This is a genomic window from Pseudomonas sp. HS-18 (assembly GCF_020401845.1).
Lineage (GTDB): Bacteria > Pseudomonadota > Gammaproteobacteria > Pseudomonadales > Pseudomonadaceae > Pseudomonas > Pseudomonas nitroreducens.
In genome coordinates this window covers 61,540-80,570 of the sequence record NZ_CP084413.1, presented here as the reverse complement: position 1 = coordinate 80,570, position 19,031 = coordinate 61,540, and the positions used below count along the sequence as shown (strand labels likewise).

Here is a 19,031-nt window from a genome sequence, read left to right as displayed (position 1 = left end):
TTCTTCCTGTAACGCGGAGGACAGGACATGCACTGGCAAACCCCCATCGAACACGAATTGCAGATCCACCCCCGGACGGGACACGAGGCGGAACTCGGCGCCCTGATCGACAACCTGGTCGACGGCGCCCGCCGCGCACCGGGGTGCCTGCGCTGCCAGTTGGTCGCCCGTGAGAACGGCCAGCCGTGGCTGCTGCAAGGCAGCTGGCAAGACGAAGACGCCCTGCTGGACTACTTCGCCACGCCCTCATTGCAGCTGCTCGGCGAGGTGCTCTTGTGCCACTGCCGAAGTCTCAGCGGCGGCATAGTGGAAACCCTCGATCAGGCCACCGGAAAGGTGGCCTGAGTCTTTTTAGGTAGAGAGCTTGCAGGTAGAGAGCTTTCAGGCCCTTCAGTACTCCAGGCTCCAGCCCAGGGTGAACGTGCGGCCACGGCCCTGGTAGTCATAGAGATAGGCCGGCCCGTAAGTCGGCGAATAGAACAGTGCGGCGCGCTGGCCCCAGACGGTGCTGTACTGCTTGTCCAGCAGGTTCTGGATACCGGCGCTGAAGGTGCCGAAGCCGGTCTTCTGCTCGCCCATCAGGTCGAAGGTGGTGTAGCCGTCGATCTCGTGGTCCGCATCGTCCTTCAGGTTGAACGCGTGCTGGGCCTGCAGGCGGGCACTGCGCTCACCATCGCCCCAGCCGACGAACGCGGTGGACTTGGACAGCGACGCGTAGCGCGCATCACGCTTGATCCAGTCGCCATCGGCATCCTCTTCTTCCGAACGCACCAGGTGCAGCGTGGTACCACCCTGCCAGCCGTTGTCGAAGTAACGGGTGACCGCGCCCTCGAAGCCGAAGTCGCGGCTCTTCTGGTCTTCCACGTCGATGGTCAGGGTCGCCGCGTCGGTGGTGATGATCTTGTCCGACCAGATGTAGTAGACCGCCGCCTGGGCCTGCCACTGCATGTCGCTGTAGCGCCAGCCGGTCTCGACCTGGCGGCTCTTGATGCCAGCCAGTGGGTTGTCGTCCACCGACAGACCGGCCTTGCCGTAGTACTTGGCCGGGTCGGGCAGGTCGAAGCCTTCGCTGTAGTTGGTCCAGACCTGATGGCCGTTCTTGAAGTCGTAGATCGCGCCGAGGTTGAACAGGTTGACCTGGTAGTCGTTGCTGCCGCCGGGCACGCCTTTGAAGTCATCCACCTCGACGTCCATCTTCTGGTGGCGCGCGCCGCCGGAGAGGGTCAGGTTGTCGGTGGCCTTCCAGTCCAGCTGGCCGTAGAAGGACAGGCCATCGACGACGTAGCTCGGATAGCGCGGTGCGCTGCTGGCGGTTTCCAGGTCCAGGCCGCCGCTCTCGGAGGACAGACGCTGGTCGAAGACCTTCTGCTCGGCGTTGAAGCGCTCGTGGTCGAGGTCCACGCCGTAGGTGAACTTCAACGCATCCCACTGCTTGCTGAACAGGCCCTTCAGGCCGCTGACCTCGAAGTTCTGCTGCGAGCCGGCGAAGTACACACCCTTGGAGCCGGTCGGCTTGCCGGTGTTGTAGTAGGGGAACGGATAGAAGTTGTCGTCTTCCTTGCGGTAGTACGCCTGCAGGTAGAAGTCCTGCTCCAGCAGGTTGCTGTGGTGGTAGTTGGCGTTGAGCAGCACGCGGCGCGAGCGCGGCTCCAGGTCGGTGTCCAGGCCGCTGCGGATTTCCGCATCTTCCAGGTTCGACGGGCCCTGGTACTTCAGGTTGGGAAAGTAGATGCCGGTGCTGCCGTCGTTGCCCGAATCGTAGTACTGCGCCAGCAGGTCGAGGCTCTGCTCGTCGGTGAATTGCGCGGTGAGGTTGCCCATCACGTCGACGGTGCGGTTGTACTGCAGGTCGGTCTGGGTGTTGTCGATGAAGATCTGGTTGCCGCCGCCGTCGTAGAAGGCTTCGTTCTTCTCCGCTGAAATCCCCAGGCGGCCGGCCACGCGGTCATTGCCGCCGCTGACGGACTGCGCGGCGCGAGTGGACAGGTCATCGCTGTTGTTGAAGCCGCTGGTGGCGCCCAGTTGCGTCTCGAAGCGCGCATCACCGGCCGCGCCCTTCTTGGTGATGATGTTGATGATGCCGCCGGTGGCGCCGCCGCCGTAGATCGCGCTGGCGCCGGAGAGCACCTCGATGCGCTCGACGTTGAACGGCGAGATGCTGTCGAACTGGCGCGACAGGCCGCGCGAGCTGTTCTGGCTGACGCCGTCGATCATCACCAGCACGTTGCGCCCGCGCATGTTCTGGCCGTAGTTGGTGCGGCCCTCGGGCGCCAGGTCAAGGCCGGGAACCAGCTTTCCCACGGCCTCCTTCAGGCTGACGCCGGTATCGAGCTGTTCGCGCAGCTGGGTCTGGTCGACCACCCAGACGGTGCCGGGGATCGAGCTGATATCGGTGGGCGTGCGCGCCGCCACGCTGATCTGCATCGGCGCCAGGCTCAGGGCGGCGGAGTCGTCCTTCTCGCGCTTGAGCAGCACGGTGCGCTCGTCGGTGAAGCGCCAGCTCACACCGCTGCCGGAAAGCAGTTGGTTGAGCGCTTCCTCGGGGGTGTAGGTGCCGTCCAGCCCTTCGCTCTGCAGGCCCTGGATGTCCTCGGAATTGAACAGCAGGTGCAGCCCGGCCTGGTCGGCGAACTGGGTCAGCGCACTGTCCAGGCTGCGCGGGGCGATATGCAGCTCGACGGCGGCAGCGTTCGCGGCATGGACGACGGGCGCGGCGGCGCCAAGCAGGGAAGCGAGCAGGATCGCGCGGTGCAGCGGGGAAGGACGGTAATGCATGCGGGTGAAATCCGTTCTTGTGTGGGCAGGGTCGCGTATTGAGAATTTTTCGCGTTCCTGCCTACGACGAAACGGTCCTGCAAACCTTGCAGTGCTGAATGAAAAATATTTTCATTTTCTTGGCGCAGAACGAGACTTCACCTGTAGGAGCGAGCTTGCTCGCGAACCGCCCTGCCTCGGAGTCGCCGGGAAATCCGTTCGCGAGCAAGCTCGCTCCTACACGAAGAACGGTCAGGTTTTTCGGGCGGGGCGGATCAGCACCAGCCAGGGCATATGGGTGACCTTCACCGGCTGCAGGCGCTCCAGGGTCTTGAGCAAGGCATCCGGGTCCTTGAGGTCGAACACGCCGCTGACCTTGTGCTGGCGCAGCGCGCTATCGGTCAGCACGATGCGGCCCGGCACGTAGCGCTCCAGCTCGTCCAGCACCTCGCCCAGCGGGCGCTGGTTGAAGATCAGCTTGCCGCGCTGCCAGGCGCTGGCACTGGACAGGTCCAGCGGCTGCGCCGGCTCGGGCGCGGCGCGCTCGCGGTAACTCAGGCGCTCGCCGGCGGACAGCCGCACCGGCGCGCTGCCGGCGCTGTTCACCTGCACCACGCCTTCGGTCACGTCGACGCGCACCTGCGGCCCACGGCTGTCCACATCGAAGCGCGTACCCACGGCGCGCACCTCGCCGCCCCTGGCCTCGACGATGAAGGGCCGCGCGGCATCCTTCGCCACCTCGAACAAGGCTTCGCCGGTGTGCAGGCGCAGGCGCCGCTGCTGCGGGCTGAAGTCGACGGACAAGGCGCTGTCACTGTTCAGCCACACTCGGCTGCCATCGGCCAGCTGCAGCATCCGCCGTTCACCCGTGCGGGTCGCGTAGTCGGAATACAGCCCGGCCAGCGGCTCGGGCAGTGCGATGGTGACGGCGATTGCCGCGACACAGGCGGCAGCGGCCAGCGCCAGCCAGCGACGCGGGCGCCGGGCGCGGCGGCGGTAATCCTCGGCGTGGCGGGTTTCCGGCAAGGCCCCCCACAGCGCCTCGGCCTCGCGAGCGGCACGCTCGTGTTCCGGGCTCTGCCCGCGCCAGCGCAGGAACTCCATGCGCTCGCCAGCACCGGCGCTGCCCGCATGCAGCTGCACCAGGCGCTCGATGGCTTCATCGCCCAGCAGGTTCTGTTCGACGCGGCTCATGGCGCGTCTCCCTGGCGCTGCGCCCAGTCACGGCAATGGCGCATGGCCTGGACGATGTACTTGCCCACCATGCTCTCGGAAACGCCCAGGCGCTGGGCGATCTGCGCGTGGGTGAGGCCGTCGAGGCGGTTCATCAGCAACGCCTGGCGGGCATTGGCGGGCAATTGGTCGAGGGCGGCGTCGAGGTGCTCCAGCGCCTCATGGGCGAGCAGGCGGTGCTCCAGCCCGGACGCGGGATCGCTGAGGTCATCCGCGACGGCTTCATCGACATGCAGCTCGGCCAGCCGGCCCTCGCGGCGCAGGCTGTCGATGGCGATGTTGCCGGCGACGCGGAACAGGTAGGCGCGCGGGTCCTGCACCTCGGCTTCGGCAGGGTGGTCGGCCAGGCGCAACCAGGTGTCCTGGGCCACGTCTGCCGCGCGCTGGTTATCGCCCAACCGCCGCGCAAGGAAGCGCATCAGGTCCGCGTAATGCGCCTGGAAGCTCTGCAGCAGGGAGGAGGAGGCGAAGCGCCGCATGATGGCCGAAATACCCCGAAAAACCGGCCAACGTCTGTCCGACCGATGCGAAGGGACGGCAGCATACACCGAATCGAGAATTATTATCGAATGCAAAAACGTGTCAGCTCGTGAACGGCGAGAGGTCCAGCGGACGTACTTCGCCCATCCATAGACCGTGATCGCGGTGATCGCGCAGGTCATCGCCCGTGTTGGGGTGGACGAAGATCACCAGGCCATCGCGATTCAGCGCCAGCCACGGCACCAGGGTGGCGAAGGTGGCGTTGTCGAAGGCCAGCTGGCAGCTCCAGTCCGGATGCGGCCCCACCGGGCGCTCGTGCACCCGGCCCATCTTCGCGCCGAAGCGGCTGGCCGCCTCTTCGCACAGGGCGCGGGCACGCGCGAGGCTGCTCGCGTCGAAATAGACGTGGGCGTGGAAATCCTTGATCGGGGTGTCGTTCATCGGTCCTGCTCCAGTTCCGCCTGCAGCCAGTCGACGAAGCGCTGCACCAGGCGCATGCGCCGTTTGCGTTCCGGCAGCACGGCGTAATAGCCGAATCGCGATTGCAGCGACCCGGCGATGGGCCGGCACAGTAACCCCTGTTCCAGCAGTTCGTCGACCAGGTGCCGCCAGCCGATGGCCACGCCCTGCCCGGCGATGGCCGCCTGGATCAGCAGGGTGTAGTTGTCGAAGCGCAACCCGGCCGGGCCCGGCGCCGAGTCGATGGCCAGTTCGCGATAAACGCCAGTCCAGTCGAACCACCGACTGGAGGCTTCGGGTTTCAGGTGCAGCGTCGGCAAGGCCGTGAGCGCCTGGGGCGACAGCGGCAGTTCGCGGCCTGCCACCAGGCGCGGGCTGCACACCGGGAATACTTCCTCGCTGAACAGCCGCAGCGCTTCGCCATGCTTGAAGCGCCCGTCACCGAAGGCAATGGCGACATCGATGTCGCTGCGCAGGGAAATCGGGCTGCGATCACTGCTGATCAAACCGACATCCAGCTCCGGGTGTGCCTGGCGGAAGCGCGGCAGGCGCGGCATCAGCCAGTAGGCGGCGAAGGCGAAGTCGGTGGCGACCTGCAGCACTTCGTGGGGGTTTTTCGCGGTCACCGCAGCGATGCCGGCGTCGATGCTCTCCAACCCCGCCTGAACGTGCTGCTGCAGCACCTGCCCACTTTCGGTCAAGGCGATGCCGCGGTGGATGCGGTCGAACAGGCGCACTGCCAGCAGCTTCTCCAGGCGCTTGATCTGCTGGCTGACCGCCGGCTGGGTGGTGCCCAGCTCACCGGCGGCGGCGGTGAAGCTCAGCAGCCGGGCCGCGGACTCGAACACGCGCAGCAGTTCCAGCGGCACGCTCAAGACTGGCTCACGCATAAGTGGACGTTATCCGAAGCATGCCGTGCCATGCGCTTTACCCCGTATTCAGCAGGAAACAGACTCATGACCAACAGCATCCCATAACAGCGCCAACAGGATAAGCCCAACGCCATGAAGCGCCCGAACATTCTCTTCATCATGGCCGACCAGATGGCCGCGCCGCTCCTGCCCTTCTACGACGCCCAGTCGCCGATCAAGCTGCCTCACCTCTCGCGCCTCGCCGGTGAAGGCGTGGTGTTCGACTCGGCCTACTGCAACAGCCCGCTCTGCGCGCCCTCGCGCTTCACCCTGGTCAGCGGCCAGTTGCCGACCAAAATCGGCGCCTGGGACAACGCCGCCGATTTTGCCGCCGACATCCCCACCTACGCGCACTACCTGCGCCGCCTGGGCTACCGCACCGCGCTGTCGGGCAAGATGCATTTCTGCGGCCCGGACCAGTTGCACGGCTACGAAGAACGCCTGACCAGCGACATCTACCCCGCCGACTATGGCTGGGCGGTGAACTGGGACGAGCCGGACGTGCGCCCGAGCTGGTACCACAACATGTCCTCGGTGCTACAGGCCGGCCCGTGCGTGCGCACCAACCAGCTCGACTTCGACGAGGAAGTGGTGTTCAAGGCGCGCCAGTACCTCTACGACCATGTGCGCGAACACCCCGAGCAGCCGTTCTGCCTCACCGTGTCCATGACCCACCCGCACGACCCCTACACCATCCCGCGCGAGTACTGGGACCTGTACCGCGACGAGGACATCCCGCTGCCCTCGGTAGAGATCGCCCAGGGCGAGCAGGACCCGCACTCGCAGCGGCTGCTCAAGGTGATCGACCTGTGGGGCCAGAAGATGCCCGAGGAGAAGGTACGCGCCGCCCGCCGCGCCTACTTCGGCGCGTGCAGCTATGTCGATGCGCAGATCGGCGCGCTGCTGCGCACCCTGGAGGATTGCAACCTGAGCGATGACACGCTGATCGTGTTCTCCGGCGACCACGGCGACATGCTGGGCGAGCGCGGCCTCTGGTACAAAATGCACTGGTTCGAGATGGCCGCCCGTGTGCCGCTGCTGGTGCACGCGCCCAGGCGTTTCGCGCCACGCCGGGTCGGCGAATCAGTGTCCACCGTCGACCTGCTGCCAACCCTCGTCGAGCTGGCCGGCGGGCAGGTCGAGCCCGGCGTCGACCTCGACGGCCGCTCGCTGCTGCCACACCTGCAAGGCGTTGGCGGCCACGACGAGGTGATCGGCGAATACACCGCCGAAGGCACCGTCAGCCCGCTGATGATGATCCGCCGCGGCGACTTCAAGTTCATCTACTCCGAGCAGGACCCGTGCCTGCTGTTCGACGTGAAGAACGACCCACGCGAACTGGAAAACCTCATGGATTCGCCGGCCCACGCCAATCGGGTACGCGACCTGCTGGGTGAAGCCCGCGCGCGCTGGGACGTGCCGGCCATCACCCGGCAAGTGCTGGCCAGCCAACGCCGTCGCCGGCTGGTGGCCGACGCGCTGACCCATGGCACGCTGAAAAGCTGGGACCACCAACCCATGGTCGACGCCAGCCAGCAGTACATGCGCAACCACATCGACCTCGACGATCTGGAGCGCCGCGCGCGCTATCCGCAACCGAAATAACAACCACAACACGCCGAAGGGGAAGGGAGCATGAAGAACACCGTACGAAGAGCATCGACGCTGTTGCTGGCCGGCGCACTCGCGCTGGGCGGCCCGCTGGCCCGGGCCGAAGATGAAGCCTGCAGTACGGTGAAACTGGCCGATCCGGGCTGGACCGACATCGCCGTCACCAACGGCATCGCCGCCTTCCTCCTCGAAGGCCTGGGCTACCAGGTGAAAATCGACACCCTCTCGGTGCCCATCACCTACGGCGGCCTGCGCGACGGCCAGGTAGACGCCTTCCTCGGCAACTGGATGCCGGCGCAGCAGGGGTTCCACGACCAGTTCATCGCCAGCAAGCAGGTCACCCAGCTGGCGAAGAACCTGCAGGGCACCGAGTTCACCCTGGCCGTGCCGACCTACGTGTGGGACGCCGGGGTGAAGACCTTCGCCGATCTGGACCAGCATGCCGACCAGTTCAACAGGAAGGTCTACGGCATCGGCTCCGGCGCGCCGGCCAACCAGTCGATCCGGAAGATGATCAGCGGCGACGAATTCGGCCTGGCCGACTGGAAGCTGGTGGAGTCCAGCGAGCAGGCGATGCTCGCCGAGGTGGGCCGCGCGGTGAAGCGCGAGCGCTGGATCGTCTTCCTCGGTTGGACGCCGCACCCGATGAACGTGAAGGTCGACATGAAGTACCTCAGCGGCGGCGAGAAGTACTTCGGCAGCACCGGCAGCGTGTTCACCGTGACGCGCAACGGCTACGCCGAGCAGTGCCCGAACAGCGGCAAGCTGCTGGCGAACCTGTCCTTCGACCTGAAGATGGAGAACGCCATCATGGCCGAGGTGCTGGAGAAGAATATGAAGAACCCCGACGCGGTGAAGGCCTGGATCAAGGCCAATCCGCAGAGCCTCGACACCTGGCTTGAAGGCGTGAAGACCCGCGACGGCGGTGACGCGCTGGCCGCCGTGAAGGCCAAGCTGTAGGCCTTCGATGGAACGTCTGATCCGCCTGCTGCCCTTCATTGCCTGGCTGCCGCAGGTCACGGGGCGCGATGTGCGCCGTGACCTGGGCGTCGGCCTTTCCGGTGCAGTGCTCGCCCTGCCGCAGTCCATGGCCTATGCGCTGATCGCCGGGCTGCCGGCGGAGTACGGCTTGTACGCAGCGATGCTGCCGGTGCTGATCGCCTGCCTGTGGGGCTCGTCGAAGCACATGGTCGGCGGGCCGACGGCGGCGATTTCGGTGGTGCTGTTCACCGCCATCGCCCCGCTGGCGCCGCCGGGCAGCGCGCAGTTCATCCAGTACGCGCTACTGCTGACCTTCCTCGCCGGGCTGTTCCAATGGCTGCTGGGCATGCTGCGATTCGGCGTGCTGGTGAACTTCGTCTCGCACTCGGTGCTGCTGGGCTTTACCTGCGGCGCCGCGCTGGTGATCGTCATTGGCCAGTTGCCCTATCTGCTCGGGATCACCACGAGCGGGCAGGGCACGGCGTTGACCAGTGCCGCCGCGCTGTGGTGGAAGCTGGCGGATTTCCACGGGCCTTCGTTGCTGGTCGGCCTGTTTAGCCTGGCGCTGAGTCTGATGGTGAAACGCCTGTGGCGGCGCGGGCCAGCGCTGCTGGTCGGCCTGATCGGCGCCAGCACACTGGTCTGGACGATGCCGGCGACCTTTGCCGGTGTCGCCAGGGTCGCCGCCTTCCGCAGCGCACTGCCGCCATTCAGCCCGTTGCCGTTCGACCTGTCGGCGATTGCCCAGTTGCTCCCCGCCGCCGTGGCCTGCGGCATGCTCGGGCTGGTGACCAGCCTATCGATTGCCCGCGCACTGGCGACCCGCTCGCATCAGCCGCTGGATGCCAATCAGGAGGTGCGTGCACAGGGGTTGTCCAACCTGATCGGGCCGTGGCTGTCCGGCACGCTGTCCGCTGGCTCCTTCACCCGCTCCGGGCTGAACCAGGATGCCGGCGCGCGCACGCCGCTGGCCGGGGTCTTCTCGGCACTGTGGGTGGCGCTGCTGGCGGTGGCGGGCGCTGGATTGATCACGCACATTCCGTTGCCGGCCATGGCCGCCGGCATCCTGCTGATCTGCTGGAATCTGGTTGATCGCCCGGCTTTGCGCGCCTTGTGGAAAGGCAGCCGCGCGGAATCCCTGGTGATGCTGCTGACCCTCGGCGCCACGCTGCTGCTGCCGCTGCAGAATGCCATCTACGCGGGCGTGCTGGCCTCGCTGTTCTTCTACCTCAAGCGCACCTCGCAGCCGCGCGTGCAGCACTGGGAGCGCGAGGACGAGGAGGTGCTGCGCATCGAAGGCTCGATCTTCTTCGGCGCCTGCGACTACCTGCAGAAACGGATGCAGCACAGCCGCAGCGAACGCCTCGTGCTGGACGCCCACCACGTCAACTTCATCGATTTCGCCGGCGCGCAGATGCTTCAGCAGGAGGCTCGGCGCCTCGCGAGCGAAGGCCGCTGTCTGGTACTGCGCAACGCCCGGCCACGGGTGCGCGCGGAGCTGGAAAGGCAGATGGGGAAGGGCGCAGTGTTGCAGGTCGAGGAATAGAGCCGGCAGCCACTGTCGGAGCCCACTCCCAAATCGGTGTTCAGCCCTTGAGCTGCGCCCTCAGCTCATCCAGCACCGGCGCCGAATCCGGCCGTACGCCGCGCCACAGCAGGAAGGCTTCCGCCGCCTGTTCCACCAGCATGCCCAGCCCGTCGATGCAGCGCGCCGCACCGTGTTCGGCAGCCCAGCGGTTGAAGGCGGTCACGTCCTTGCCGTACATCATGTCGTAGCAGACGGTGTGGCCCGGCTCGATCAAAGCGGGAGCAATGGGCGGCAGCTCGCCGGCAAGGGAAGCCGAGGTGCCGTTGACGATCAGGTCGAAGGGCTCGGCGCGCAGATCGAATCCGCCGCCGCGCACATTACCCAGGTCCTTGAACTCCTCGGCCAGTTGCTCAGCCTTGAACGCGGTGCGGTTGGCAATGACGATGCAGGCCGGCTGCTCGGCGAGGAAGGGTTCGAGAATGCCGCGTACCGCGCCGCCGGCGCCCAGCACCAGGATGCGCGCGCCGCGCAGTACGACCCCGTGATTCACTGTCAGGTCGCGGGTCAGCCCGGCGCCATCGGTGTTGTCACCCAGCAGGCCGCCGCCTTCCAGCTTCTTCAGGGTATTCACCGCACCGGCCCGGCGCGCGCGTTCGCTCAGCTCGGTGGCCAGGCGGTAGGCGTCTTCCTTGAACGGCACGGTGACGTTGCCGCCCAGGCCCTCAACGAAGAACTCGCGGGCGTTCCCGGCGAAGTCATTCAGCGGCGCCAAGCGCGCGTCATAGCTCAGCACCTGGCCGGTCTGCTCGGCGAACAGGCGGTGAATCTGCGGCGACTTGCTGTGGCCGATGGGGTTGCCGAAGACGCAGTAGCGGTCCATGGGAAGTCCTGGAGCGAGAAGATTGGAAAGGTCAGGAGCTTGCCGGGTTTTCTATCGGGGTGCCAGACCAGGTTCGCGAGCAAGCTCGTTCCTACTGGCAGCTCCGAAGCCGCTCTTGTAGGAGCGAGCCTGCTCGCGAACGCCCCGAAAGATGACGGTCAGGCCTGCGCCAACCAGTCCCGATCCGTGAGGAAGTACTCGGTCAGGCGCGCTTCCTCGCTGCCCGGTTCCGGCTTCCAGTCGTAGCCCCAACGTACCTGCGGCGGCAGGGACATGAGGATCGACTCGGTACGCCCACCCGACTGCAGGCCGAACAGGGTGCCGCGGTCATAGACCAGGTTGAACTCGACGTAGCGGCCGCGGCGGAAGGCCTGGAACTCGCGCTGCTGCTCGGTGTACGGGGTGTCCTTGCGCTTGCGCACGATAGGCAGATAAGCATCGATGTAGGCATCGCCGATGGCCCGCAGGAAGGCGAAGCTGGTGTCGAAATCCCACTGGTTCAGATCGTCGAAGAACAGACCGCCGACACCGCGCGGCTCGTTGCGGTGCTTGATGTGGAAGTAGCGGTCGCACCACTCCTTGTAGCGCGGGTAGACGTCCTCGCCGAAGGGTGCGCAGGCGTCGCGGGCGACCTGGTGCCAGAGCACGCAGTCTTCTTCGTGGGCGTAGTAGGGCGTCAGGTCGAAACCGCCGCCGAACCACCACACAGCCTCTTCGCCTTCCTTCTCGGCAATGAAGAAGCGCACATTGGCGTGGGAGGTCGGCACGTGGGGGTTGGTCGGGTGAATCACCAGCGACACGCCCAGCGCCTGGAAGCCACGGCCGGCCAGTTCCGGACGGTGTGCGCTGGCGGAGGGCGGCAAACCGCTGCCGAATACATGGGAGAAATTCACCCCGCCTTTCTCGATCAGGGCACCGTCGCCGATCACCCGCGTACGACCGCCGCCGCCGGCCGGACGCTGCCAGGCGTCTTCGACGAAGCGTGCGCTGCCGTCCTCGGCTTCGAGTGCGGCGCAGATGCGGTCTTGCAGGTCGAGCAGGTAGGCCTTCACGGCCTCGATGCGGTCGGTCACGAGAATCACCTTGGAGCGGGAAAGCCACGCGTGGCGCGGGCCGGAGCGGGATTTAAGAGCGAAAACGGGCGCAAGCATACCATCGCCGCCGGCAAAGCTGGTCTTGACGGCCGTCAAGCTGGCGGCTTGGATGAAAGTCTTTTCCCCGGCGAGGCAGAGCCTCGCGCCATCAGGAGAGCGACATGGCCATGCGTGTTCAATTCGCCAAGACCGGCGGTCCGGAAGTCCTCGAAATCGTCGACTACACCCCCGCCGAGCCCGGTCCCAACGAGGTGCGGGTGCGCAACCGCGCCATCGGCCTGAATTTCATCGATACCTACTACCGTAGCGGCCTGTATCCCGCACCGGCGATGCCGTCCGGGGTTGGCACCGAAGGCGCCGGCGAGGTGGAGGCGGTGGGCAGCGCGGTGACCAACGTGAAGGTCGGCGACCGCGTCGGCTACGCCACCGGCCCGCTGGGCGCCTACAGCGAGCAGCACACGCTGCCGGCCGCCAGCGTGGTGAAGCTGCCCGATGCGATCACCTTCGAGCAGGCCGCCGCCGTCATGCTCAAGGGCCTGACCGTGCAGTACCTGCTGCGCCAGACCTACAACGTGCAGCCGGGCCAGACCATCCTCTGGCACGCGGCCGCCGGCGGCGTCGGGCTGATCGCCTGCCAGTGGGCCAAGGCCATCGGCGCACACCTGATCGGCACCGTCAGCTCGGCGGCCAAGGCGGCGCTGGCGAAATCCCACGGTGCCTGGCAGACCATCGACTACAGCCACGAGAACGTGGTCGAGCGCGTGCTGGCGCTGACCGATGGCAAGAAGTGCCCGGTGGTCTACGACTCGGTGGGCAAGGATACCTGGCTGACTTCGCTGGACTGCACCGCGCCGCGCGGCCTGGTAGTGAGCTTTGGCAACGCCTCCGGCCCGGTGGACGGGGTGAACCTGGGCATCCTCTCGCAGAAGGGCTCGCTCTACGTCACCCGCCCGACGCTGTTCGGCTACGCCAGCACGCCGGAACGCCTGCAAGCCATGGCGGACGACCTGTTCGACATGATCACCAGCGGCAAGGTGAAGGTGGAGATCAACCAGCGCTTCAGTCTGGCCGAGGCGGCCAAGGCGCAGACGGAGCTGGCGGCGCGGCGTACCACCGGCTCGACCATTCTGCTGCCCTGACCGGAACAGCGCTCGCGAGCAAGGGCTAGGCGCCCCCTCGGTCCTACAGGGTGCGGCGGTATCGCTTTTTGTAGGAGCGAGCTTGCTCGCGAACCGGGTCGCGTCGTGGTGACCGGCTTACGACGGGCGAACGGTCTCGCCGGTGCGCAGGTCGCGGATCAGGCTGGGATTGCGGCGCCCGCCCAGGGCGCCGCCGAGCACGCCGTCCAATTCGCCCCGGAAGTACTGCTCGACGCGCAGGCGGCTGCGCGCGGCGGGGCGGCCGGCGGGGTTGGCCGATGTGGAGATCAGCGGGCCGGTGTAGCGGCACAGTTCGCGCACCAGCGGATGATCGGTGACGCGCAGGGCAACGGTCTCGTGCTCGCCGGTCACCCACTCGGGCAGGCGCCCCTGGTGCGGCACCAGCCAGGTGTTGGGGCCGGGCCAACTGGCGGCGAGCTTGTCCTGCCAGGGTCCGGGCAAGTCGTCGAGGAGGAAGTCGAACTGGCGGATATCGCCGGCCACCACGATCATGCCTTTTTCCACCGGCCGCGCCTTGATCGCCAGCAGGCGGTACACGGCGTCGGCGTTCCACGGGTCGCAGCCCAGGCCCCAGACGGCTTCGGTCGGATAAGCGATCACACCGCCATCGCGCACGACCTGAGCCATGCGCTGGGTACGCCAGTTGCTGTACATCGGGAACTCCTCGGATCTGCGATGCGCGGCAGTTTACGTGCTCAGGGAGCGCGATGCACCCAGACCCCGGCTTCGCAGGTAACCCGTCCGTCCAGCTCCAGTTCGGTCAACGCCACCAGTACGTCAGGCAACGCCAGGCCGCTGCGCAATGCCAACTGCTCGCTGCTGTGTGGCGCGGCGCGGAGCAGGTCGACCAGCGGGTGGGGCGGCAGAGCCGGCGCGCGCTCCAGCGCCGACGCGCTGCGTGTCCAACCCTGCAGGCCGTCGAGGATGTCCTCGACTGTCTCCACCAGCGTCGCGCCCTGGCGGATCAGTTCGTGGCAGCCACGGGCGCCGGGATGATGGATCGAGCCGGGAATCGCATACACCTCGCGGCCCTGCTCAGCGGCCAGGCGCGCCGTGATCAGGGAACCGCTGGACGGGCTGGCCTCCACCACCAGGGTGCCCAACGACAGGCCACTGATGATCCGGTTGCGCCGGGGGAAGTTCGAAGCCTGGGGCGCGCTGTTCAACGGCAGCTCGGAAATCACGGCGCCGCCTTGCTCGACGATGCGTTTCGCCAGCCCGAGATGACGACGCGGATAGAGGCGCTCAAGGCCTGTACCCAGTACGGCAACGGTCTTTCCGCCGGCCTCCAGCGCACCTTCATGGGCTGCACCATCGATCCCCAGGGCCAGCCCACTGGTGATCACGAAACCGCCGCCGGCCAGGCTGCGAGCGAAGGCTCGCGCCGTATCCAGCCCCGGTTTGCTGGCCCGGCGGCTCCCGACCATCGCCAGTTGCGGCCGCTCCAGCAGGTTCGGCTCGCCGGCCAGGAACAGCAGCGGCGGCGCATCGCCCAGCTCGGCGAGCAGGGCGGGGTAGCCGGGTGCATCCCACATGACCAGATGATGCTCGGCGGCCTCCAGCCAGTGCAGCACCTCTGCTGCCTGCTCGCGGATGGACGCATCGCGGCGCGGTTCGGCGCAGGCGGCCGGCAACCCGAGCGAACGCCAGGCGGCCGCCGGCGCACTGAGGGCAGCGGACGCCGAACCGAAGGCCTCCAGCAGACGATGAAAACGACGCGGTCCCAGCTCGGGCAGGGCGTGCAGGCGCAGCCGCGCTTCGAGCTCGGCGGGTGAAAGGGTCGGGGCAACGGGCATGGCGCAATCCTTGGCGTGCGGAAGACCCCCGGACTATGCCGCGCCGGCCTGGGCCTTCGCTGTCGGACCCTTCCGGATCACGCCCAACAAAAAACCCCGCCGGAGCGGGGTTTCTTCAAGTCACTTGCGCATCAGGGGTTCAGGACGCGGTCGTTGACTTCCAGCGAGCGGGTAGCGGTCAGCACCAGCCCGTAGCTCAGGCGGTTGTAGGTGCGGAAGACCATCACCAGGCCCGAGCGCTCGTCCGGGATCTTCACCATTTCGTCGGTGACACGATCGCGGACGGTCTCGCCCAGCTTGTAGATGGCCAGCACGTTGCCTTCGGCCAGGCCGTCGCGGGTGCCCTTGTCGATGGTCACCACATCGTACTTGCCGATCTGGGTCACGCCGCGCGGCACATCGATGATGGTGCCCTTGATCGGGGTGCTCGGCTCGCTGGGCATGAAGGTGGAGGTGATCGCGCGCTCCTCGGTGGGGAACAGTCGATCGCCCGAACGGACTTCCTGGGTGGTGCGGGTCAGCATCAGGGTGGCGACGTCGCCTTCCTTGGCCGTGACGTTGGCACCGCCTACGTCCATGGCGTCGATGCCCAGGACTTCGTTGGTCTCCGGGTCGGTGTAGACCTTGGCCTGGCGGAAGATGCCATAGCTGTTCTCTTCCGACAGCGAGTTACCGCGAGCGTAGGCACGGTCGCCGGCGCCGCTGATCACGCTCTCCTGGTCGCCAGCGACCACGTAGGGGGCGTTGGAGAAGTCGGCGTCGCTATCGACGATGCGGTTGGAAAGCAGGAAGGCGTTGATCTTGTCCAGCGGGATGGTCGGGATCGCCTCGGCGATCGGGGTGCTGCGCACCCGCGGCGACAGCTTGATGGTCCCGCGCGACTCGCCGCGATTGAGCATCAGGCGCGGCTGGCCATCGATGTACACCAGGCTCAGCACGTCACCCGGGTAGATCAGGTGCGGGTTCTGAATCTGCGGATTCACCTGCCAGATTTCCGGCCACTTCCACGGCTTGCTGAGGAACTTGCCGGAGATGTCCCAGAGGGTGTCGCCCTTCACTACGGTATAACGATCCGGATGGCCGTCCTTGAGCTGCACGGCAGCCTGCGCCACCCCGCCTGCGGCGAGCAGCAGCAGGGCGAGTAGTGTTTTCCTCATGCGGTGAATCCCTTTATTATGTGTACACATGAAACGCCTGGAAGCCGCCCCTACCGCGCTTTCCAGCCGTTTTTCGATGCTGCTCAGCATATTAGCAGCCGATTTTGACTTTATTCCACAAGTGCATCACAAACGCATATGGCCATTCTGAACATTCTCGAATTCCCCGATCCGCGCCTGCGGACCATCGCCAAGCCGGTCACGGTCTTCGATGACGCCCTGCGCACGCTGATCGACGATATGTTCGAGACCATGTACGAAGCGCCCGGCATCGGTCTGGCGGCGACGCAGGTCAACGTGCACAAGCGTGTCGTGGTGATGGACCTGTCCGAAGACAAGTCCGAGCCCCGGGTCTACATCAACCCCGAGTTCGACTACCTCACCGAGGAAATGGACCAGTACCAGGAAGGTTGCCTGTCGGTGCCCGGCTTCTACGAAAATGTAGACCGCCCGCAGAAGGTGCGGATCAAGGCCCAGGACCGCGACGGCAATTCGTTCGAGGAAGAGGCCGAGGGCCTGCTCGCCGTGTGCATCCAGCACGAATGCGATCACCTGAACGGCAAGCTGTTCGTCGACTACCTGTCCAACCTCAAGCGCGACCGCATCCGCAAGAAGCTGGAAAAGCAGCACCGGCAACAGGCGTGACCCCATCTCCCAAAGGCTTGCCCCGGCAAGCCTTTTCTTTTTGAAGAGCCCGATATGAGCCAAGCACTGCGCATCGTCTTCGCCGGCACCCCGGAATTCGCCGCCGAGCACCTCAAGGCCCTGCTGGATACGCCGCACGAGATCGTCGCCGTCTACACCCAGCCGGACCGCCCGGCCGGCCGCGGCCAGAAGCTGATGCCCAGCCCGGTCAAGCAGCTTGCCGTGGACCATTGCCTGCCGGTTCTGCAGCCGCCGACCCTGCGCGACCCAGCCGCCCAGGCGGAGCTAGCCGCGCTCAAGCCGGACCTGATGGTGGTGGTTGCCTACGGGCTGATCCTGCCGCAGGCGGTGCTGGATATCCCGCGCCTGGGCTGCATCAACAGCCACGCCTCGCTGCTGCCGCGCTGGCGCGGCGCCGCGCCGATCCAGCGCGCGGTGGAAGCCGGCGACGCCGAGAGCGGCGTCACCGTGATGCAGATGGAAGCCGGCCTGGACACCGGGCCGATGCTGCTCAAGGTCGGCACGCCGATTTCAGCCGAGGATACTGGCGGCAGCCTGCACGACCGCCTCGCCGAGCTGGGCCCGAAGGCGGTGGTCGAGGCCATCGCCGGCCTCGCCGCCGGTACGCTCAGGGGCGAGGTGCAGGACGATACCCTGGCCACCTACGCACACAAGTTGAACAAGGAAGAGGCACGCATCGACTGGTCGCGCCCGGCCGACGAGCTGGAGCGCCGCATCCGTGCCTTCACGCCGTGGCCGGTTTGCCACACCACGCTCGGTGACGCCGCGCTGAAAGTACTTGGCGCCAAGCCCGCGCCAGGCAAGGGCGAACCGGGCAAGATCCTCGACGCCAGCCGCGACGGCCTGCTGGTCGCCTGCGGGGAAGGCGCGCTGCTGCTGACCCGCCTGCAATTGCCTGGCGGCAAGCCGCTGGCCTTCGCCGACCTGTTCAACAGCCGCCGCGAACAGTTTGCCGCTGGCCAGACGCTTGGCCAGCAAGGGCCGGACGCATGAGTACCAATCCTCGCCTGGCGGCGGCCCGCGCGCTGGCCGCCGTGCTTGCCGGCCGCGCCTCGCTGGGCAGTTCGCTGCCGACCCAACTGGAGAACGTCGAGCCGCGCGACCGCGGCCTGGTGCAGGAGCTGGCCTTCGGCAGCGCCCGCTGGCAGCCGCGCCTGTCCACCCTCGCCGCACGCCTGCTGCAGAAGCCGTTCAAGGCCGGCGACCGTGACGTCGAGGCGCTGCTGCTGGTCGGCCTGTACCAGCTGCTCTACACCCGCATTCCACCGCACGCGGCCATTGGCGAGACCGTCGGCTGCGCGGACAAGCTGAAGAAGCCCTGGGCCAAGGGCCTGCTCAACGCCGTGCTGCGCCGCGCCCAGCGCGAGAGCGAAGCCCTGCTGGCCGAGGTCGACAAGGACCCGGCTGCACGCCTGGCGCATCCGCGCTGGCTGCAGAAAGCGCTGAAGAAATCCTGGCCGGAGCAGTACGAGGCCATCTGCGCCGCGAACAACGCCCACCCGCCGATGACCCTGCGGGTGAACCGCCGCCACGGCAGCCGCGATGCCTACCTGGAAGAGTTGAACCGCGTCGGCTTCGAAGCGACCGCCTGCGAGTTCAGCCGTGACGGCATCAACCTCGTGCAGCCCTGCGACGTCCGCGAACTGCCCGGCTTCGCCGAAGGCCGCGTCAGCGTGCAGGACGAAGCCGCACAGCTGGCCGCCGACCTGCTCGAGCTGGCGCCGAACCAGCGCGTGCTGGACGCCTGCTGCGCTCCCGGCGGCAAGACCTGCCACCTGATGGAGGCCGAGCCCGCACTGGCTGGCGTGGTCGCCGTGGACCTGGAAGAAAGCCGCCTGGTGCGCGTGCGCGAGAACCTTGCACGCCTGCAACTCGATGCCCAGCTGTTCGCCGCCGACGCCCGCGACACGGCCAAATGGTGGGACGGCAAGCCGTTCCAGCGCATCCTGCTGGATGCACCCTGCTCCGCCACCGGGGTGATTCGCCGCCATCCGGACATCAAGCTGACCCGCACCGCCGAGGACATCGAGGCGCTGGCGCAATTGCAGGGCGAACTGCTCGACGCGCTGTGGGCGACCCTCGAAGTCGGCGGCGTGATGGTTTACGCGACCTGCTCGGTGATGCCACAGGAAAACAGCGAGCAGATCGCCGCGTTCCTTGGTCGCACCCCCGGTGCCCGCGAGCTGGACCTGTCCGGGCCGTGGGGCCTGAAGCAGCCCCATGGCCGCCAGTTGCTGCCGCAGCAAGGCGGGCATGACGGGTTCTACTATGCCAAGCTGATCAAGATTTCGGCCAAGTAACAGGCGCCGACTCCCAACGGA

At 66.8% G+C, this 19,031-nt stretch carries 19 protein-coding genes; 9 read left to right on the top strand and 10 right to left on the bottom strand.

Annotated elements, in window-relative coordinates; translation table 11 throughout:
* Positions 1–27 precede the first annotated feature (27 nt).
* Positions 28–345, top strand: coding sequence for a putative quinol monooxygenase (locus LDJ84_RS00345; RefSeq protein WP_024763668.1), 318 nt, complete (start codon positions 28–30; stop codon positions 343–345).
* Between the two features lie 45 nt (positions 346–390).
* Here the strand turns inward: LDJ84_RS00345 and LDJ84_RS00340 are convergent, their stop codons facing one another.
* The 5 genes from LDJ84_RS00340 to LDJ84_RS00320 all read right to left on the bottom strand — a co-directional run bounded on the left by LDJ84_RS00340 (position 391) and on the right by LDJ84_RS00320 (position 5,816).
* Positions 391–2,775 (bottom strand): TonB-dependent receptor, encoded by a 2,385-nt coding sequence (locus LDJ84_RS00340; RefSeq protein WP_226045727.1) that lies wholly within the window; start codon positions 2,773–2,775, stop codon positions 391–393.
* Positions 2,776–3,006: 231 nt separating this feature from the next.
* Entirely contained in the window at positions 3,007–3,948 is a 942-nt protein-coding gene (locus tag LDJ84_RS00335; RefSeq protein WP_024763667.1) for a FecR family protein, read from the bottom strand.
* A complete protein-coding gene (locus tag LDJ84_RS00330) occupies positions 3,945–4,466 on the bottom strand; it encodes a sigma-70 family RNA polymerase sigma factor (protein WP_196912816.1) in 522 nt (173 codons plus the stop codon). The genes LDJ84_RS00335 and LDJ84_RS00330 overlap by 4 nt, the downstream gene beginning before the upstream one ends.
* A 103-nt stretch (positions 4,467–4,569) precedes the next feature.
* Positions 4,570–4,908, bottom strand: a complete 339-nt coding sequence (locus LDJ84_RS00325; protein WP_024763665.1) for a DOPA 4,5-dioxygenase family protein — start codon at positions 4,906–4,908, stop codon at positions 4,570–4,572.
* Positions 4,905–5,816, bottom strand: coding sequence for a choline sulfate utilization transcriptional regulator (locus LDJ84_RS00320; RefSeq protein WP_037017448.1), 912 nt, complete (start codon positions 5,814–5,816; stop codon positions 4,905–4,907). Before LDJ84_RS00320 ends, LDJ84_RS00325 begins: the two co-directional genes overlap by 4 nt.
* 114 nt (positions 5,817–5,930) lie before the next feature.
* On the opposite strand from LDJ84_RS00320, the gene betC reads away from it, so the two are divergent.
* Genes betC through LDJ84_RS00305 form a run of 3 tightly spaced genes read left to right on the top strand, consistent with a single transcriptional unit; the run spans position 5,931 to position 9,975 of the window.
* Entirely contained in the window at positions 5,931–7,442 is a 1,512-nt protein-coding gene (betC, locus tag LDJ84_RS00315) for a choline-sulfatase (RefSeq protein WP_065327681.1), read from the top strand.
* 30 nt (positions 7,443–7,472) lie between these two features.
* Positions 7,473–8,408, top strand: a complete 936-nt coding sequence (locus tag LDJ84_RS00310) for a choline ABC transporter substrate-binding protein (RefSeq protein ID WP_226045726.1) — start codon at positions 7,473–7,475, stop codon at positions 8,406–8,408.
* Between the two features lie 7 nt (positions 8,409–8,415).
* On the top strand, positions 8,416–9,975 hold the full coding sequence (locus LDJ84_RS00305) for a SulP family inorganic anion transporter (protein ID WP_226045725.1): 1,560 nt from the start codon (positions 8,416–8,418) through the stop codon (positions 9,973–9,975).
* Positions 9,976–10,015: 40 nt separating this feature from the next.
* Here LDJ84_RS00305 and aroE read toward each other — a convergent pair whose 3' ends face one another.
* On the bottom strand, positions 10,016–10,837 hold the full coding sequence (gene aroE, locus LDJ84_RS00300; protein WP_037017455.1) for a shikimate dehydrogenase: 822 nt from the start codon (positions 10,835–10,837) through the stop codon (positions 10,016–10,018).
* Between the two features lie 158 nt (positions 10,838–10,995).
* Entirely contained in the window at positions 10,996–11,910 is a 915-nt protein-coding gene (gene hemF, locus LDJ84_RS00295) for an oxygen-dependent coproporphyrinogen oxidase (protein WP_226045724.1), read from the bottom strand.
* 182 nt (positions 11,911–12,092) lie between these two features.
* Between hemF and LDJ84_RS00290 the strand changes: the two genes are divergently transcribed.
* Complete coding sequence (locus tag LDJ84_RS00290; protein WP_226045723.1) at positions 12,093–13,070, top strand: NADPH:quinone reductase; 978 nt, start codon at positions 12,093–12,095, stop codon at positions 13,068–13,070.
* Positions 13,071–13,187: 117 nt separating this feature from the next.
* Here the strand turns inward: LDJ84_RS00290 and LDJ84_RS00285 are convergent, their stop codons facing one another.
* The 3 genes from LDJ84_RS00285 to LDJ84_RS00275 all read right to left on the bottom strand — a co-directional run bounded on the left by LDJ84_RS00285 (position 13,188) and on the right by LDJ84_RS00275 (position 16,044).
* Positions 13,188–13,745, bottom strand: coding sequence for an L-threonylcarbamoyladenylate synthase (locus LDJ84_RS00285; RefSeq protein ID WP_226045722.1), 558 nt, complete (start codon positions 13,743–13,745; stop codon positions 13,188–13,190).
* Between the two features lie 41 nt (positions 13,746–13,786).
* Positions 13,787–14,887 carry a DNA-processing protein DprA gene (gene dprA, locus LDJ84_RS00280; protein WP_084358474.1) on the bottom strand — a complete coding sequence of 367 codons (1,101 nt, stop codon included), beginning with the start codon at positions 14,885–14,887 and terminating at the stop codon, positions 13,787–13,789.
* Positions 14,888–15,018: 131 nt separating this feature from the next.
* Complete coding sequence (locus tag LDJ84_RS00275) at positions 15,019–16,044, bottom strand: LysM peptidoglycan-binding domain-containing protein (RefSeq protein ID WP_038803456.1); 1,026 nt, start codon at positions 16,042–16,044, stop codon at positions 15,019–15,021.
* 28 nt (positions 16,045–16,072) lie between these two features.
* Here LDJ84_RS00275 and LDJ84_RS30650 point away from each other — a divergent pair, with 28 nt between their 5' ends.
* The 4 genes from LDJ84_RS30650 to rsmB are packed head-to-tail and all read left to right on the top strand — an operon-like array spanning position 16,073 to position 19,010.
* A complete protein-coding gene (locus LDJ84_RS30650) occupies positions 16,073–16,195 on the top strand; it encodes a hypothetical protein (RefSeq protein WP_255302870.1) in 123 nt (40 codons plus the stop codon).
* The gene (gene def / locus LDJ84_RS00270) at positions 16,183–16,689 is read left to right on the top strand and encodes a peptide deformylase (RefSeq protein ID WP_024763655.1); all 507 of its coding nucleotides are present in this window, start codon (positions 16,183–16,185) and stop codon (positions 16,687–16,689) included. Before LDJ84_RS30650 ends, def begins: the two co-directional genes overlap by 13 nt.
* 54 nt (positions 16,690–16,743) lie before the next feature.
* Positions 16,744–17,703, top strand: a complete 960-nt coding sequence (gene fmt, locus LDJ84_RS00265; protein WP_024763654.1) for a methionyl-tRNA formyltransferase — start codon at positions 16,744–16,746, stop codon at positions 17,701–17,703.
* A complete protein-coding gene (gene rsmB / locus LDJ84_RS00260) occupies positions 17,700–19,010 on the top strand; it encodes a 16S rRNA (cytosine(967)-C(5))-methyltransferase RsmB (RefSeq protein ID WP_038803455.1) in 1,311 nt (436 codons plus the stop codon). The genes fmt and rsmB overlap by 4 nt, the downstream gene beginning before the upstream one ends.
* The last annotated feature ends 21 nt before the right edge of the window (positions 19,011–19,031 follow it).

Excerpts from the sequence above, each read along its gene's own strand:
- LDJ84_RS00305 (WP_226045725.1), top strand. The coding sequence starts at position 8,416 with ATGGAACGTCTGATCCGCCTGCTGCCCTTCATTGCCTGGCTGCCGCAG.
- LDJ84_RS00325 (WP_024763665.1), bottom strand. The coding sequence starts at position 4,908 with ATGAACGACACCCCGATCAAGGATTTCCACGCCCACGTCTATTTCGAC.
- aroE (WP_037017455.1), bottom strand. The coding sequence starts at position 10,837 with ATGGACCGCTACTGCGTCTTCGGCAACCCCATCGGCCACAGCAAGTCG.
- LDJ84_RS30650 (WP_255302870.1), top strand. The coding sequence starts at position 16,073 with ATGAAACGCCTGGAAGCCGCCCCTACCGCGCTTTCCAGCCGTTTTTCG.
- LDJ84_RS00285 (WP_226045722.1), bottom strand. The coding sequence starts at position 13,745 with ATGTACAGCAACTGGCGTACCCAGCGCATGGCTCAGGTCGTGCGCGAT.
- LDJ84_RS00330 (WP_196912816.1), bottom strand. The coding sequence starts at position 4,466 with ATGCGGCGCTTCGCCTCCTCCTCCCTGCTGCAGAGCTTCCAGGCGCAT.
- fmt (WP_024763654.1), top strand. The coding sequence starts at position 16,744 with ATGAGCCAAGCACTGCGCATCGTCTTCGCCGGCACCCCGGAATTCGCC.
- betC (WP_065327681.1), top strand. The coding sequence starts at position 5,931 with ATGAAGCGCCCGAACATTCTCTTCATCATGGCCGACCAGATGGCCGCG.
- LDJ84_RS00320 (WP_037017448.1), bottom strand. The coding sequence starts at position 5,816 with ATGCGTGAGCCAGTCTTGAGCGTGCCGCTGGAACTGCTGCGCGTGTTC.
- LDJ84_RS00335 (WP_024763667.1), bottom strand. The coding sequence starts at position 3,948 with ATGAGCCGCGTCGAACAGAACCTGCTGGGCGATGAAGCCATCGAGCGC.
- LDJ84_RS00275 (WP_038803456.1), bottom strand. The coding sequence starts at position 16,044 with ATGAGGAAAACACTACTCGCCCTGCTGCTGCTCGCCGCAGGCGGGGTG.
- def (WP_024763655.1), top strand. The coding sequence starts at position 16,183 with ATGGCCATTCTGAACATTCTCGAATTCCCCGATCCGCGCCTGCGGACC.
- LDJ84_RS00310 (WP_226045726.1), top strand. The coding sequence starts at position 7,473 with ATGAAGAACACCGTACGAAGAGCATCGACGCTGTTGCTGGCCGGCGCA.
- LDJ84_RS00340 (WP_226045727.1), bottom strand. The coding sequence starts at position 2,775 with ATGCATTACCGTCCTTCCCCGCTGCACCGCGCGATCCTGCTCGCTTCC.
- LDJ84_RS00345 (WP_024763668.1), top strand. The coding sequence starts at position 28 with ATGCACTGGCAAACCCCCATCGAACACGAATTGCAGATCCACCCCCGG.
- LDJ84_RS00290 (WP_226045723.1), top strand. The coding sequence starts at position 12,093 with ATGGCCATGCGTGTTCAATTCGCCAAGACCGGCGGTCCGGAAGTCCTC.
- rsmB (WP_038803455.1), top strand. The coding sequence starts at position 17,700 with ATGAGTACCAATCCTCGCCTGGCGGCGGCCCGCGCGCTGGCCGCCGTG.
- dprA (WP_084358474.1), bottom strand. The coding sequence starts at position 14,887 with ATGCCCGTTGCCCCGACCCTTTCACCCGCCGAGCTCGAAGCGCGGCTG.